Raw genomic sequence first — 15,554 nt, 5'->3', positions numbered from 1 at the left:
GTTATTTGCGGTTACGGCAGGGTATTTTGCGACAAAGCCGACTAGCGGAGAACCAAAATGAACGCCCCGAACACCAAACCAACTTTGCGCGCCAAAGATGCACCTGACATGGGGGCGTTCTCGTGGGACGATCCATTTCGTCTGGCGGATCAGCTAACAGAAGATGAGCGCATGATCGCCGCGAGTGCGCAGGCATATTGTCAGGAAAAGCTGCAACCACGGGTTCTGGAAGCTTTCCAGAACGAGGAAACGGACCCGGAAATCTTCCGCGAAATGGGTGAAATGGGCCTTTTGGGCACCACGATCCCCGAAGAATACGGCGGTCTTGGTGGCGGTTATGTGTCCTACGGCCTGGTCGCGCGCGAGGTTGAGCGTGTGGATTCTGGCTATCGCTCGATGATGTCGGTGCAAAGCTCATTGGTGATGTACCCGATCTATGCCTATGGCAGCGAAGAACAGCGCCGGAAGTACCTTCCAAAACTGGCCAGCGGCGAATGGATCGGTTGCTTTGGTCTGACAGAACCTGATGCCGGCTCGGACCCGGCGGGCATGAAAACCCGCGCGGAAAAGATCGACAGTGGTTATCGGCTGACCGGCAGCAAGATGTGGATCTCGAATTCACCCATCGCAGACGTCTTTGTGGTGTGGGCTAAATCCGATGCTCATGACGGCAAGATCCGAGGCTTTGTTTTGGACAAGGGTCTCAAAGGTTTGAGCGCGCCCAAAATTCAGAACAAGATGAGCCTGCGGGCATCGATTACGGGTGAGATCGTTCTGGACGGCGTCGAAGTGGACGAGGGCGCCTTGCTGCCGCATGTTCAGGGCCTGAAGGGTCCGTTTGGCTGTCTGAACCGTGCGCGCTACGGGATCAGCTGGGGCGTCATGGGCGCCGCTGAAAGCTGCTGGCACGGTGCGCGTCAGTATGGTCTGGACCGCAAACAGTTCAACAAGCCGCTGGCGCAGACGCAACTGTTCCAACGCAAACTGGCGGATATGCAAACCGAGATCGCCCTGGGCCTGCAAGCCAGCCTGCGCGTTGGCCGTTTGATGGATCAGGCTGAAGCAGCGCCCGAGATGATCTCGATCGTTAAGCGAAACAACTGCGGCAAGGCTTTGGAGATCGCGCGGAATGCCCGCGACATGCACGGCGGCAATGGCATCTCACTGGAATTCCAGGTTATCCGTCACATGGTCAACTTGGAAACCGTAAACACCTATGAAGGCACACACGACGTTCATGCGTTGATTTTGGGGCGGGCACAGACTGGACTTCAGGCCTTCTACTAGGATATTTTAAATACCGCATAATCGGTATTATGGTAAATAAATAGCATTGGCAGTTTCCGGTTTTCCCAAAATTGCCAATGTCTTACGATGCCTTTCAAATCGTGCAATTCGGAGGCCCTAATGAATTTGAATGGCAAAACTGTGGTGGTCACCGGTGCAGCCAACGGTATCGGTAAAGGTCTGGCAATCCGGTTCGCGCGCGAAGGTGCAACGGTCGTATGCGCAGACATAGACACCGAAGCTGCGCGATCCTTGGCCACAGAAATCAACGGACACGCGGTTACATGCGATGTTTCAGACGAAGCCAGTATCAAAGCGTTGATTGATCACGTCGAAGATGAGATTGGCCCGATTGATCTGTTTTGTGCAAATGCCGGCATCCTGACTCTTGGTGGTCTGGACGTTCCGGATGAAGACTGGAAGCGGATCTGGAAGATCAACGTCATGTCGCATGTCTGGACCGCGCGTCATCTCGTTCCGCATATGATCGCGCGCGGCGGTGGCTACATCATGACAACGGCCTCGGCTGCAGGACTTTTGAACCAGCCTGGCGCTGCACCATACGGCGTTTCCAAACACGCCGCCGTAGGCTTTGCCGAATGGCTGTCGCTGACATACAGCCACAAAGGCCTGCGCGTTTCCGTTCTATGTCCGCAAGCGGTTCGGTCCGAAATGACACGCGGCTTTGAGGATTCGGTAGCGTCAATCGACGGTATGCTAGAGCCTGAAGACGTGGCCCAGGCCTGTGTCGAAGCCATTGAGTCGGAACAGTTTCTGGTGCTACCGCATTCGAAAGTGTTGGACTACATTCGGCACAAATCCAGTGATTACGACAGCTGGCTTAGGGGCATGAACAAGTTAAATCAACAGTTTACGGACGATGATTAAAGTTTCTTCTGCGCTTTGCGCATTAGGCCTTCCTGCGTGACCGAAGCAACCAAAGTGCCGTCTTGTGCATAAATCGACCCTCGGTTGAAGTTGCGCCCTCGCCCACTCCATGGCGAATCCATTGAATACAGATGCCAGTTTTCAAAATGGATCGGCGCGTGGAACCACATGGCGTGATCCAGGCTGGCCCCATTGACCTGACCCGTAAACCAGCTGAGGCCATGCGGTCGCATACCTGATCCCATCAGATACATGTCTGACGCGTAAGTCAGCAGCAATTGCTGTGTAGCAGAATCCGCCCCCGCTGCGCCGGGCATGCGGAACCAGACCTGATTTCGATCGTCCGATTTTTCAGGATGGAACGGATCAAGATGGCTGGCCTCACGGACCTCGATCGGCCGTTCGCGTGTCAGCTCACCACGCATGTGTTTGGGTACCAAATCCACGTATTTCTTGCGCAGTTCAGTGCGCGACGGATAACTTTCCGGGTCCTCCATCTGGGGCATCTCATGGTGATGATCCCAGCCTTCATCCTGAATGTGGAACGAGGCCGATACGTTCAAGATCTGTTTGCCATGCTGGATCGCGACCACGCGCCGTGTGGTAAATGAACCTCCATCCCGGGCTCTATCAACTTGATAAATAACAGGAATAGATGGATCTCCCGGGCGAATAAAATACGCATGCAGCGAATGGCACAGCCGATCATCCACAGTACGGTACGCCGCCGCCAGAGCCTGCGACACCACCTGCCCGCCAAAGATACGCGTCGGAGTCTCGCCGCCTGACCCGGTGCCTCGGAACAGGTCAACTTCGAGCCTCTCGAGGTTCAAAAGGTCAAGAAGGACACGTTCTGCTTCGGTCATTGGCGACTCTCCGGTTGGCTATGAAAAAGGCGTATCAGCGCCATCCGGGTCAATCAACCAACGCGCCCATTACCAGCGCCTTTAGCTCGGATCGGGACGGGTAAGAACTGGACGGCGACAATTGGGTGAAGAATACGGCCGACAGTTCGTTGCTGCGGTCAATCCAGAAGAATGTCGAAGCCATACCGCCCCAACTAAAATCACCTAATGACCCAGGTGTTCGGGTTCTGCCAGGGTTGATGATGACAGACCCGGCCAGACCAAACCCCATGCCTTCCATCGGTTGCTCGGCAAAGCTTTGCGGGCCCATCGAGGCGATATCGCCCGGCAAGTGGTTTTGCAGCATGAAATCGACTGTCTTTGGACCCAGCAAGCGGTGGCCGTTGCCCTGCCCCCGGTTTCGCATCATCTCGGTGAATTTGACGTAGTCGTCGATCGTGCTGACCAGACCGCCACCGCCCGAAAAGGTCGTCGCCTTTTCAAATGGGGATGCGCCTGCCTCGTCTGTCAATCGCAGGGTGTCGTCGCCGGTCTCGGCCGAATTCAGCGCCATCGCGTCCCCGGCCAGCGGCGTATAGAGAGACGCGAACCGATCCCCTGTCCCTTTGGGCACATAAAATCCGGTCTCGGCCATCTCAAGCGGCTCAAAGATCTCTTGCGCGAAGAACTGATCCAAGGTTTTGCCGGACACAACCTCGACCACGCGGCCCAACACATCAGTAGAAACTGAATATTCCCAACGGGTTCCGGGCTGGAATGCCAATGGCAGTTGTGTCAGTGCGCCGATCCTGTCCTTCAAAGGCCCTTGATTGGGGCTAAAAATCAGCTTCTGTTCATCCATCGCTGCCGGGAGAACACCGGGATTGAACGGATAACTGAATCCGCTTGTGTGGGTCAGTAGCTGATGCAGTGTCGGGGATGGTGCATCTTCGGTTTGATCCAGCCTCTCCGCCTCGGGAACAAGAGCCTGAACGGAAGCAAATTCAGGCAGAAATTCAGAAAGCTGCGCGTCGAGGTGGAACAACCCACGCTCGGCCAGCATCATCACCGCGACCGAGGTGATGGGTTTCGTCATAGAATAAATCCGCACAAGCGTATCGCGCTGAAACGGTAGGTCCTTTTCAACATTTCTAAGGCCACAGGCGTGAAAAAACCCCTCGGACCCGTGGTGGGTCAATAGTAATGAACTGCCCGCGTATTTGCGCTCATCGACATATCGCTGCATCCAGTCCCGTATGCGGTTCAGGCGGGCGGGATCAAGGGTGGTCTGGCTGCGCATGGGTTTCTCGAACCTCCTCGGCGGTTTGGTTGATCTTGACCGGTGACGCACTGAATTAATAGAGGAATTCCTGATTTCCCACATCGTGACCAACGGCCAGTGCGCACCAGCCTTCCCGCCTGTACACTAGACGCGTTATAGATTCGTCTGGTGGTTCAGAGTTCATTTCACAGATCGTCGTATCGGAGTTTAGACAATGACGCAGACCATTGATTTCATTTTCGATTTTTGCAGCCCAAACGCATTTTTGGCCCATAAGGTCTTGCCCGAATTGGCGGAACGAAATGGCATGCAGGTAAGCTATGTGCCCGTGTTACTGCCGACGATATTCAAGGCGACGCATAATCAGAACCCGTTCGAGGCATTCTCGGAAAACCGCCAGAAAACGGCCTATCTGACCCATGATCTTCATCGCTTTGCCCGCAGACGCGGATTGAATTTTCATATGAGCCCGCATTTCCCGGTGAACACAAAATTTGCCACGCGCGGCGCTGTATTTGCCTCGGGTAAATCATGGGAATCCAAATACATAAACGCAATATTTGATGCGATTTGGGTGCATGGGCAGAAAGTTGACGAACTGGGTGTGCTGATGGATATCTTGCAGGAAAACAAACTTCCTGCGCGCAAGATCCGCGAGGCTATGACGGGTGCTGAGGTAAAGCAGCGGCTCAAAGAGCAATCCAAAGCCGCCGTAAAGCAAGGTGTATTCGGTGTGCCCACAATGTTTGTGGGCACCGAAATGTTCTTTGGCAAAAACAGCCTTGGCAATATTGAGTTGGAGCTTTCCCGGCCATCAGCCTGACGGAATATCTACGATTTCAGTGCTTCCAGCCCGTGTTTTGCAAACACCGGAACATAAGCCCCAAATACCTGCGCGCGTTTGGGATCAGACGCGTTGCCATCCAATGCGCGCTTGTACACGCCCTGTAGAATTCCGGCCATTCGGAAGAAATTGAACGCCAGGTAGAACCCGAAATTTTCTATTCCGGGTAGGCCGCGACGCTGGCAATATCGCCCGATAAACTCTTGATCCGACGGTATTCCCAGGGCTTGACGGTCGATGCCTGCCAACCCGCGCCCCTCGTTTCCGGGGGGCAATTGCCACTGCATGATGACTGCCGCCAGATCTGCGTATGGGTGCCCAATCGTCGACAGCTCCCAATCCAGAACGCCAATGCAGCGCGAACCGTTTTGCTCGAACATCAGATTATCAATGCGGTAGTCACCGTGAACCAAAGTTCGCTGCCCGTCATCCTCTGGAATGGATCCCTCAAGCGCGGAAATGAGCGCGTCCATTTCGGGGATGGTCGTTGTCTCGGATGCGCGATACTGCTTGGTCCAACGGGCAATTTGGCGCTCAAAGTAGTTGCCCGGCGGGCCATAATCGGACAGGCCTACCGCGTCCACATCGACGTCATGCAGATCGGCCAGCACGCGGTTCATTTCGTCGAACACACCACTGCGAGTTGCGTTGTCGGCCTCATCCACCGTCGGCTCAAGGAATACACGTCCCTGCAAGCGTTCCATGACATAAAACGCCGAACCGATGACGTCGTCATCCTCGCAAAGCAGCATCATCTGAGGGACCGGAACCGCGCTATCGGCCAGTGCGCATTGAACGCGAAACTCGCGTTCCACAGCATGGGCTGATTTCAGCAAAACGCCTGGCGGTTTACGGCGCAGCACATAAGTCTTGGACGGTGTGCGCAGTTCGAAAGTTGGGTTGGATTGTCCAATGGCGAACTTCGTCGCCTCCGGCGGACCCATGTAACCGTCCAAATTTGCGCTGAGATAGGTGTCTAGCGCCGTCAGGTCGAGTTGTGATTTATCACGCATTTCCAATAACTATTCCCCCGGGGCTATAGTGCTTCGGCGAAGAGATTGCCGGCGGTCACCACGTTTAGGCCTCCAGAAACCGGGATGACGGCTCCGGTCACATAGCTGCCTCCACGCCCGCACAGGAACAACATGCACCCGGCGATATCCTCGTCGCGACCTACACGGCCCAGCGGTACTGTCTTGCCAACCTTTTCGCGTGTCCCCTCGTCTGCCGTCGCAAAGGCTGTCATCCGTGATACAAATGGTCCCGGCGCAAGCGCGTTAACAGTGACGTGATAGGGCGACAATTCCTTGGCTAAAATCTTGGTCAGGTGCAGCACCGCAGCTTTGGATGCGGAATAGCTGTATGCACCGTCGCCCATCGGTACCTCACCCATTACTGATCCAACGTTGACGACGCGCGCCGGATCGTCTGGTGTTCCGGATTTCATCAGCATCGGCAACAGGCGCTGCGTCAGTTCGAACAGGCCAGCGACGTTGACGGAATTGACCTTTTCCCACGCGTGATGGGGAAACTGTCCCAGCGGCGAACCCCAAGAGATGCCCGCATTATTCATCAGGATATCAAGCCTATCCGTGCGATTGTTGACCTCATCGACCATGGCCAAAACGCCGTCTTCCGTTCCAACATCTCCGCTGAAACCTTCGGCGCTTCCGGGCGCGTCCAGAGCATTCAGCTCGGCCGCGACGGTTTCACAGGCTTCCCCCTTGCGCGACGCGATCAGCACGCGTGCCCCTGCCCTTACAAGCGATTCCGCAGCCATACGGCCAATCCCGGTGGCACCACCTGTCACCAGTGCGGTTTTTCCCTGCAGCGAAAATAGGGTTTCAGGGGTCATGGTCTGCTCCTCGGTTTTGAATTGTGGCACAGGTGGCGATTTTCGGCGAGATTTGCACCCTGCGGAATTCTTGACAACATTCACCGCTGCGCCAAAGGTCCTCTCAACCGAATAACAAGGACAAGACAGTCATTATGCAAGCGTTACTCAGCGTCGCGCCGGGCGGACCGGATACTTTGGAACTTACGACCCTGCCCGACCCGGTGCCAGGAAAGGGAGAGTTGCTGGTCGGGGTCAAGGCCGCTGGCGTCAATTTCCCCGATACGTTGATGATCCAGGACCTGTATCAGATTAAGCCACCCAGACCATTTGCCCCGGGTGGGGAAATCGCAGGTGAGGTATTGGGCGTTGGCGAAGGCGTAACCGGATTCGAGGTTGGGGACAAGGTTCTGGCGCTGACCGGATATGGCGGTTTTGCGACGCAATTGACGGTCAAAGCAGCCTCGGCGGTCAAATTTCCAACGTCGATGCCGTTCGAAGATGCCGCATGTTTCATTTTCACTTACGGCACGTCCTACCACGCGCTGAAGGATCGAGCCGCGTTGCAGCCCGGTGAAACGCTTTTGGTGCTGGGTGCCGCGGGTGGTGTCGGTAGCGCGGCCATTGAGCTGGGCAAGGCGATGGGGGCGCGTGTCATAGCGGCCGTATCCTCGCAGGAAAAGGCGGATTTTTGCCGTCAAATCGGGGCGGACGACAAAATCGTATATTCCCGCCAGATGGACCGTGATGCCCAAAAGGCATTCTCTGGCGAAATCAAGGCTATAGCGGGCGCAAATGGCGTGGACGTCGTCTATGATGCCGTTGGCGGAGATTATGCCGAACCAGCGCTGCGCAGCATGGCGTGGAATGGCCGGTTCCTAGTTGTCGGGTTTCCGGCCGGTATTCCCAAAATCCCACTCAATCTACCCTTGTTGAAGGGCTGCCAGGTCGTTGGCGTGTTCTGGGGGGCTTCGGTTTATCGTGACCCCAAAGGAAACGCCGAAAATGTCAGGGAATTGTTCGACTTATACGCCAAATCTCAGATAAAACCTCAAATCAGAGTACGGTTTCCTTTAGCGGATGCAAGCGAGGCACTGACTTTACTGAACGACCGCACCGTTCTTGGTAAAGTTGTGATAACGATGCCCGAAACCTGACAGGTATTCGACGCTCAGTTTAAGATTTGATGGTGTCCGATGCGCGACACTCGCCTGATGAGTGCGCAGGTTGGTGGACATCCATGCCTAATCACGTTTATCAACCAGTAAAGGGACGGAGAATGAATGCATAAAGTTCTGATTTTGAACGGTCCGAACCTGAACTTGCTGGGCACACGACAACCCGAGGTTTATGGCCGTACAACGCTGAAAATGGTCGAAGAAACCTGTGTGAGCCACGGCGCGTCAATCGGGTTGGACATATCACACCTGCAATCCAATCACGAAGGTGTGCTGATCGACGCGATCCACGCAGCCAAAGGCAATCAGGACGGGATCGTTCTGAACGCCGGGGCGTATACACACACATCGGTCGCTTTGATGGATGCGATCGCTTCGGTCGAACTGCCGGTTGTTGAGGTTCACCTGTCGAACATACACGCGCGCGAACCCTTCCGAGACAAGTCCTATGTGGCACCGGTTGCGCTGGGACAGATCTGTGGCTTTGGGCTTCAGAGCTATGTGATGGCGTTGGATGCGCTGTCGGCGCATTTGCAAAATGAGGGGTCCGTATGAAGCTGGGTGAGTATCTGAATTTCCTCAGCTACGTCAAAACTCTGGAAGAGCTTTGGGACGCTCATTGCCGCCAGATGGCAATTTTCGGTTTCGACCGTCTGCTATACGGCTATACGCGCTACAGGACCGAAACGTCTTTGGGAGACCCCGAAGACTTCACCATCCTTACAAACCACGGCAAAGAGTACATTGATGGTTTCGTTCGCGATGGGCTGTACTTTCATGCACCCATGCTGAAATGGGCGCTTCACAATGAAGGCGCGGCCAGTTGGAGAATGATTCAGGATATGAATTCCGACGGCACGATGACCGCCCAGGAACGCCAAGTATACGAGTTCAATCGGTCAAAAGGCGTTGTGGCGGGATACACTATCAGTTTCACCTCGGTGTCGATGCGGTCCAAGGGTGCGATCTCTCTTTCGGCTGGCGGGGCCGTTGGTCAGGATGAGGTCGATGCAATCTGGGCTGAACATGGCGATGACATCTTGTTGATGAACAATGTCGCGCATCTGAAGATACTTACCCTGCCCTACAACACCCCCAATCGCGCTCTGACGAAGCGTCAGCGCGAGGCGCTGGAATGGGTTGGTGATGGGAAGACGACGCAGGACATAGCGCTTTTGATGGGCCTGACATCGGCGACCGTTGAAAAGCATTTGAGGCTGGCCCGGGAGTCCCTTTCAGTGGAAACAACGGCGCAAGCCGTGCTTAAAGCATCCCTGCAAAATCAGATGTTCATCATGGAAGCATGATGTGTTTTTTTTGACGCTAAATTGCGTCAATTTACGTAGGGTAAGGAAAACATGACTTCCCGAATCTGAGCCCCAGTTGCAAAGTGATATTGTTCCGTGAGTGGTGGCTTTAGCCTGGGAACGTTTTGATCGGATCTTTGCAATACCAAAGCTCTCCGGTCGCTCTGACATAAAGGCGTCTATTTGTCCGCGTCTCTTAGTCGGAATTTTGGGGGGCCTCGACCATCCCCATCTGCGGGGCCCCTCAATCCTTCCGATAATAGTGTATGATCTGTTGTTCCTAACGCCGGAAGGCGCAAAAAAACCGACTACAGGAAAGTAGCCGGTTTTATTCTGTTCAGTTTGAGGCCCCTTTCAGGGCCTCTGCCAGAATTAGCCCTGTACGGCTTTGGCAACTTCAGCTGCGAAGTCTTCTTTTTCCACCACGATGCCTTCGCCAACTTCCAGACGGACGAAACCAGTGATGGTTGCGCCTGCTTCTTTGGCAGCGGCTTCGACGGTCAGGTCAGGGTTCACAACGAACGACTGGTTCAACAAAGTTGATTCCGCCACGAATTTCTTCATGCGGCCAACGATCATTTTTTCGATCACCTGCTCCGGCTTGCCGGATTCGCGGGCGATGTCCATCTGAACCTGCTTTTCTTTTTCGACAACAGCCGGGTCCATGTCCGCTTCAGACAGGGCCGCCGGGTTCACGGCTGCGATGTGCATCGCAATCTGTTTGCCGATCACTTCGTCACCACCGGACAGAGCAACCAGTACACCGATTTTGCCCATGCCGTTGGTGGCTGCGTTGTGAACGTAGGACACAACAGTGTCGCCTGACAGTTTCGCCATGCGGCGAACTGACATGTTCTCACCAATGGTGGCGATCTTGTCGGTCAGGGTGTCAGCAACGTTCTTGCCGCCCAGATCAGCGGCCAACAGAGCTTCGACATTGTCGACGCCTTCTGCCGCGTAAGCAATCTTGCCAACCATTTCCTGGAATTCGGCGTTCTTTGCGACGAAGTCGGTTTCCGAGTTCACTTCGACAGCAACACCGTTGCCACCGTTGACGTGAACTGCAACCAGACCTTCTGCTGCAGTACGGCCGGATTTCTTGGCCGCTTTGGCAAGACCCTTGGTGCGCAGCCAATCAACGGCTTCGTCCATGTTTCCACCGGTTTCGGTCAGCGCTTTTTTTGCGTCCATCATGCCTGCGCCGGTCGAGTCGCGCAGTTCTTTAACCATTGCTGCTGTGATTGCCATCTTTTGGCTCTCCTCAATTCAAACGGAATTGGGGCAGGTCTACCCTGCCCCATATGTCATTTACGTGACGGGCAGCTTACGCTTCAGCTTTGGCTTCCGGCGTGGCTTCTTCTGCAACGGGTGCTTCTTCAGCAACGACTTCTTCAACCGGTGCTTCTTCGAATGCGCCCAGGTCAACGCCTGCAGCACCCATCTGAGCGGTCATACCGTCCAGAGCGGCACGAGCAACCAGATCGCAATACAGAGAGATCGCGCGCGCTGCGTCGTCGTTGCCGGGGATGATGTAATCCACGCCATCGGGGGAGCAGTTGGTGTCGACAATTGCCACAACCGGGATACCCAGCTTGTTGGCTTCGGCGATGGCCAGTGCTTCTTTTTTGACGTCGATGACGAACAGCAGATCGGGAACGCCGCCCATTTCGCGGATACCGCCCAGCGACGCCTGCAGTTTGCCCTGGTCACGTTCCATGCCCAGACGCTCTTTCTTGGTCAGGCCTTCGGCGCCCGATTCCATGGCTTCGTCAATCTGGTTCAGACGATTGATCGACTGGGAAACGGTTTTCCAGTTGGTCAGCGTGCCGCCCAGCCAGCGGTGGTTCATGTAGTACTGAGCCGACTTTTCAGCGGCTTCTGCGATCGGCTGAGCTGCCTGACGCTTGGTACCGACGAACAGAACGCGGCCACCTTTTGCGACGGTGTCACGAACAGCCTGCAAAGCCTGGTCCAGCATTGGAACAGTCTGGGTCAGGTCCATGATGTGGATGCCATTGCGCGAGCCGTAGATGAACGGGCCCATGCGGGGATTCCAACGCTGTGTCTGGTGACCAAAGTGAACGCCAGCTTCCAGCAGCTGACGCATGGTGAACTCGGGAAGAGCCATGCTATTTTCCTTTTCCGGTTTACGCCTGGGCGGGGGTGAAAGAAGCGGATGCTCCAACCGGCGGGCCAGATAAGGATGTCTCCCTCAAATAGCCCAAACCCCGCCTGCGGGTTTTAATGGCGCGCGTATACGGTAGGATTTCGTCCTGTGCAAGTGCCAAATGGCCTTATTTTTCAAGCCGCGCAATTGCATGCGCGTGACGCACTGCCTCTTCGCAATGTGCCGCCAACGCCTTGCGGTCGGCAAAATCGCTGACTTTGGCTGGAACGTGGTAAATCAATTCCACCGTCCCCTGCCGACGCGCGCCCAAGGTCTTGAGAAGATGCGGGGCAAAATCCATATCGCCCCACCAGCCATAGAATCTGTCAGGCTGCCCTTTTGGCGCGTGAAAGACCACGGAAACAGGCTGAACATACATGAAGTCCCGCAATTCATCCGAGAAGAACGCGGCGAAAAGTGTTGTTTTAAAAGGTAAAACACGAAGACCATCGGTCGAGGTGCCCTCGGGAAAAAACAACAACTTATGCCCGACTTTCAAGCGCTCTTCAAAGATCAGGGTCTGTTCGCGGGCTTTCTTGCGATCTCGTTCGATAAACACCGTGCCCGTGGCGCGGGCTAGCCAGCCGATACCCGGCCATTTGGCCACCTCGGCCTTGGACACGAAGTACACCCGCTTACGGGCGTTCAGCGCAAAGATGTCGAGCCATGATGTGTGGTTTGCGACCACCGCGCCGCGTTCGCGCATCAATTCACCGGAACTGCGAAAGCCGATGCCAAGAAGCCGGAGCGCATTGCGGCAGACAAACTGCGCAATGAACGGTGTGATCGGACGCCGTAAACCGAACAGCGGGCGCTCGATCAGGCGAACGGTCAACAAAACGAGCAGCCCGCCAAAAACCAGCAGTGCCAAGGGAAGGCCGCGCAAGATTACCAATGCCCAGCCAAATACGCCCAATTCAATCGGGTCTGGCGCGTCGTCACTGTCCCAAAGCGGATCGTTCACTGGATCAGGCTCCGCTGTAAATACGCCGCTGGCGCTCGTTCATGCGCGCCGTGTCGAGGATCAGGCATACATCTGTTGTGTTGAAAGCGTGGTCGATAAACGCCCCCTCGCCCACAAAGCCACCCAACCGCAGGTACGCCTTGATTAGCGCGGGAACCTGTACCATCGCCCCACGGCGATCCAGCGCATCCGGCGCGACAAGGTCCATACTTTGAAACACCTCCGGCTGCGCCCTGACCCGCAGGTCCGGTGGGGCCAGATGATTGTGGTGCAACATCGACAAAGGCTGGGCCAATTCCTGTACATTGATGCCGTGGAAGCTGGCGACGCCGAACAGCACCTCAATCTCGCGCTCAGCCACATATCCCGCCAGACCATTCCAAAGATGGTACATCGCCGTTCCGCCCCGATAGTCCGGGTGAAGGCAGGAACGTCCAAGCTCTAACAGTTTGCGGCCGCTCTGTTTCAGTACCGTCAGATCGTATTCATCCTCGGAATAGAACTGTCCCAATTCGACGGCTCGTTCACCCGGTAACAGCCTGTAAACGCCCACAACTTCGCCAGTGGCGTCATCATAGGCCAGCATGTGATCAAAAAAAGGATCGAACTGATCCTGCTCTAACCCTGCCTCGTGGTCCACCATCTTGCCGCCGCCGCCTAATTCGCGGACGAACACATCATATCGCAGCCTCTGGGCTGCGCGCAGTTCGGCCTCGGATTCGGCAAGTTTAACGGTGAAAGAAGGGCCTGCATCCGGCATCAGTTATTCCGCTTTTGTTTGCGCGCTGATACCGCAGTTTTCGGTCAAATGGCAACCAGCACAGCGGTGGCCCATCGTTAACCATTCTTAAACCAGTTTCACGGATCAAAGACGGGCGTCAGGGCGATGCGGGTTCCGTCAATCACCACTTTTCCCTGTTCTTGGAAATTCACGGTGATCTTGCCCCCTATGTTGGACTGCACCTGTCCGACGCCCCAGTCGGGGAAATCGGGGTGGCGGACATACATGCCCGGTGCAAGTATGGCATTGAGGTCTGTCATGATCGGGCTCCGGTCCGGCGGCAGATACAACAGGAGAGGTACGCATGGGCGACACCAACGTCAATCTGGCCGAACTGATTGGGTCGCGAATTTGTCACGATCTGATCAGCCCTATTGGCGCAATAAACAACGGGCTGGAACTGCTTGAGATGGTCGGAACCATGCAGGGCCCCGAGATGGAGCTGATCTCGGGCAGCGTCGGAAGCGCCGGAGCAAAGATCAGGTTCTTTCGCGTCGCTTTTGGGTCGGCCAGCGATCAACCGTTGGGCCGGGCCGAAGTCACTGAGTTGTTGAAAGACGTTGAAAGCGTTGGTCGTGTGCGTGTCAACTGGCACGTGACCGATGCGATGCCACGCAATCAGGTCAAGCTCGCCTTTCTGGCCCTGATGTGTTGCGAAAGCGCGATGCCGATGGGGGGCGATGTCACTGTGGCAAACAACGGCGGCAGTTGGACAGTGGTCGGTGTCGCGGACAAGCTGAATATTGACGCCGATCTTTGGAAGAACCTGCCCAAAGGCCAGTTTGCTAACAAGGTGACACCGGCGCAGGTGCAATTCGCGCTACTTCCGCAAACGGCCGCGTCCATGGGGCGGCGGGTTGCGGCGGAAACCACCTCAACCCGCATCGCTATCCGTTTCTAGGAACGTACAGTCCCGTTGCCGCGGACAAGATATTTGAAGCTCGTCAGCTGAGCGGCCCCGACCGGGCCGCGCGCATGCATTTTGCCAGTTGCAATACCGATCTCGGCTCCCATTCCGAACTCGCCACCATCGGCAAACTGGGTTGAGGCATTGTGCATCAGGATCGCACTGTCGAGCCGCTCAAAGAACCGGGCAGCGGCATCAGCATCCTCGGTCATGATGCAATCGGTGTGGTTCGACCCGTACTGACGGATATGCGCGATCGCTGCATCAATATCCGCCACCGGCTTGGCCGCGATGATGCTGTCGAGGAATTCCTTGCCCCAGTCGTCGCCCGTGGCCGCTATGGTGCCGTCCAGGGCCAACGCGCCTTCGGCATGGATTTCGACGCCCGCCGCAAGCAAGGCGGAGATGATATCCCGGCCGAGTGTTTCAGCCACATCCTGATGGATCAGCAAGCACTCGGCAGCACCACAAATCCCAGTGCGCCGGGTTTTGGCGTTCAGCACGACGTCCAACGTTTTTTGGGGGTCTGCAGCCTTGTCGACATAGATGTGCACGATACCTTCCAAGTGCGCGAAGACGGGCACGCGTGCCTCGCGCTGAACCAACCCAACCAGACCTTTTCCGCCGCGCGGAACGATGACGTCCACACAATCGGTCATGGTAAGCAGCTCTTGCACTGCGGCGCGGTCTCGCGTGGGCACAAGTTGAATGGCGTCTTCTGGCAGGTTTGCCGCCTTTAGCCCTTGGACCAGACAGGCGTGAATAGCGGTTGAGGAATGGAAACTTTCAGAGCCGCCGCGCAGGATCACTGCATTGCCCGACTTCAGGCACAATGCGCCTGCATCCGCCGTCACATTCGGACGGCTTTCGTAAATCACTCCGATAACGCCCAGAGGCGTGCGAACACGCTGGATGTTCAGGCCCGAGGCCATGTCCCATTCGGTCAGAACCTCGCCCACGGGGTCTGCCTGATCCGCGACCGTGCACAGCCCGTCGACCATGCCCTGAATCCGCGCTTCGTCCAGCATCAGCCGGTCCATCATCGCCGGGCTCAGGCCCTTTTCACGCCCAAACTCTAGGTCTTTCTTGTTGGCCTCAATGATATCCGCGCGGTTGGCCCAAACAGCGTCAGCCGCGGCAATCAGGGCGGCATGTTTCCGCTCGGCGCTTGCATAGGCCAGATCGGCCGAGGCTGCTTTAGCGCGTTTACCAAGATCGGCCATAAGGGCGGGAATGTTGTCGAAATCCTTCATCTCAGGTGCCTTTCGGT

Annotated in this window: 17 protein-coding genes; 7 read left to right on the top strand and 10 right to left on the bottom strand. The window is 55.9% G+C overall.

Annotated features, from left to right (window positions below):
• Positions 1-57 precede the first annotated feature (57 nt).
• The gene (locus AC2FD9_RS03355; RefSeq protein ID WP_058271625.1) at positions 58-1,287 is read left to right on the top strand and encodes an acyl-CoA dehydrogenase; all 1,230 of its coding nucleotides are present in this window, start codon (positions 58-60) and stop codon (positions 1,285-1,287) included.
• Positions 1,288-1,407: 120 nt separating this feature from the next.
• A complete protein-coding gene (locus AC2FD9_RS03350; protein ID WP_496835373.1) occupies positions 1,408-2,175 on the top strand; it encodes an SDR family oxidoreductase in 768 nt (255 codons plus the stop codon).
• Here AC2FD9_RS03350 and AC2FD9_RS03345 read toward each other — a convergent pair.
• A complete protein-coding gene (locus AC2FD9_RS03345; protein ID WP_058271627.1) occupies positions 2,172-3,041 on the bottom strand; it encodes an acyl-CoA thioesterase in 870 nt (289 codons plus the stop codon). The two genes, AC2FD9_RS03350 and AC2FD9_RS03345, sit on opposite strands and share 4 nt — an antisense overlap.
• Positions 3,042-3,090: 49 nt before the next feature.
• Complete coding sequence (locus AC2FD9_RS03340) at positions 3,091-4,320, bottom strand: serine hydrolase domain-containing protein (RefSeq protein ID WP_496835371.1); 1,230 nt, start codon at positions 4,318-4,320, stop codon at positions 3,091-3,093.
• Positions 4,321-4,516: 196 nt separating this feature from the next.
• Here AC2FD9_RS03340 and AC2FD9_RS03335 point away from each other — a divergent pair, with 196 nt between their 5' ends.
• Positions 4,517-5,125 carry a 2-hydroxychromene-2-carboxylate isomerase gene (locus tag AC2FD9_RS03335; RefSeq protein WP_058271630.1) on the top strand — a complete coding sequence of 203 codons (609 nt, stop codon included), beginning with the start codon at positions 4,517-4,519 and terminating at the stop codon, positions 5,123-5,125.
• A gap of 8 nt (positions 5,126-5,133) precedes the next feature.
• On the opposite strand, the gene AC2FD9_RS03330 is transcribed toward AC2FD9_RS03335, so the two are convergent.
• Both AC2FD9_RS03330 and AC2FD9_RS03325 read right to left on the bottom strand, forming a co-directional pair.
• Positions 5,134-6,159: a phosphotransferase gene (locus tag AC2FD9_RS03330; protein ID WP_496835369.1), complete on the bottom strand. Its 1,026-nt coding sequence runs from the start codon at positions 6,157-6,159 to the stop codon at positions 5,134-5,136.
• Between the two features lie 23 nt (positions 6,160-6,182).
• Positions 6,183-7,001: an SDR family oxidoreductase gene (locus AC2FD9_RS03325; RefSeq protein WP_496835367.1), complete on the bottom strand. Its 819-nt coding sequence runs from the start codon at positions 6,999-7,001 to the stop codon at positions 6,183-6,185.
• A 134-nt stretch (positions 7,002-7,135) separates the two neighbouring features.
• Between AC2FD9_RS03325 and AC2FD9_RS03320 the strand changes: the two genes are divergently transcribed.
• From AC2FD9_RS03320 to AC2FD9_RS03310, 3 genes are all read left to right on the top strand, one after another.
• The gene (locus AC2FD9_RS03320) at positions 7,136-8,137 is read left to right on the top strand and encodes an NADPH:quinone oxidoreductase family protein (RefSeq protein ID WP_496835365.1); all 1,002 of its coding nucleotides are present in this window, start codon (positions 7,136-7,138) and stop codon (positions 8,135-8,137) included.
• 126 nt (positions 8,138-8,263) lie between these two features.
• Complete coding sequence (gene aroQ / locus AC2FD9_RS03315; RefSeq protein WP_496771923.1) at positions 8,264-8,713, top strand: type II 3-dehydroquinate dehydratase; 450 nt, start codon at positions 8,264-8,266, stop codon at positions 8,711-8,713.
• Entirely contained in the window at positions 8,710-9,465 is a 756-nt protein-coding gene (locus AC2FD9_RS03310) for a LuxR family transcriptional regulator (protein WP_108858614.1), read from the top strand. The genes aroQ and AC2FD9_RS03310 overlap by 4 nt, the downstream gene beginning before the upstream one ends.
• A gap of 372 nt (positions 9,466-9,837) precedes the next feature.
• Here AC2FD9_RS03310 and tsf read toward each other — a convergent pair whose 3' ends face one another.
• The 5 genes from tsf to AC2FD9_RS03285 all read right to left on the bottom strand — a co-directional run bounded on the left by tsf (position 9,838) and on the right by AC2FD9_RS03285 (position 13,637).
• The gene (gene tsf / locus AC2FD9_RS03305; protein ID WP_108858613.1) at positions 9,838-10,713 is read right to left on the bottom strand and encodes a translation elongation factor Ts; all 876 of its coding nucleotides are present in this window, start codon (positions 10,711-10,713) and stop codon (positions 9,838-9,840) included.
• Positions 10,714-10,789: 76 nt separating this feature from the next.
• A complete protein-coding gene (gene rpsB, locus AC2FD9_RS03300) occupies positions 10,790-11,593 on the bottom strand; it encodes a 30S ribosomal protein S2 (protein ID WP_058271914.1) in 804 nt (267 codons plus the stop codon).
• Between the two features lie 166 nt (positions 11,594-11,759).
• A complete protein-coding gene (gene olsA, locus AC2FD9_RS03295) occupies positions 11,760-12,596 on the bottom strand; it encodes a lyso-ornithine lipid O-acyltransferase (protein WP_282118441.1) in 837 nt (278 codons plus the stop codon).
• A gap of 4 nt (positions 12,597-12,600) precedes the next feature.
• Positions 12,601-13,356: an L-ornithine N(alpha)-acyltransferase gene (gene olsB, locus AC2FD9_RS03290; RefSeq protein ID WP_496764896.1), complete on the bottom strand. Its 756-nt coding sequence runs from the start codon at positions 13,354-13,356 to the stop codon at positions 12,601-12,603.
• Positions 13,357-13,454: 98 nt separating this feature from the next.
• Positions 13,455-13,637, bottom strand: a complete 183-nt coding sequence (locus tag AC2FD9_RS03285; RefSeq protein ID WP_058271637.1) for a DUF3553 domain-containing protein — start codon at positions 13,635-13,637, stop codon at positions 13,455-13,457.
• A 44-nt stretch (positions 13,638-13,681) separates the two neighbouring features.
• On the opposite strand from AC2FD9_RS03285, the gene AC2FD9_RS03280 reads away from it, so the two are divergent.
• Positions 13,682-14,278, top strand: a complete 597-nt coding sequence (locus tag AC2FD9_RS03280; protein ID WP_496835361.1) for a histidine phosphotransferase family protein — start codon at positions 13,682-13,684, stop codon at positions 14,276-14,278.
• On the opposite strand, the gene AC2FD9_RS03275 is transcribed toward AC2FD9_RS03280, so the two are convergent.
• Positions 14,275-15,537, bottom strand: a complete 1,263-nt coding sequence (locus tag AC2FD9_RS03275) for a glutamate-5-semialdehyde dehydrogenase (RefSeq protein ID WP_496835504.1) — start codon at positions 15,535-15,537, stop codon at positions 14,275-14,277. The two genes, AC2FD9_RS03280 and AC2FD9_RS03275, sit on opposite strands and share 4 nt — an antisense overlap.
• Positions 15,538-15,554: the final 17 nt, after the last annotated feature.

This window comes from Ruegeria sp. YTSC230, from assembly GCF_059609665.1.
The sequence above is the reverse complement of the archived record's forward strand: the minus strand, read 5'-3'. Positions and strand labels throughout refer to the sequence as shown.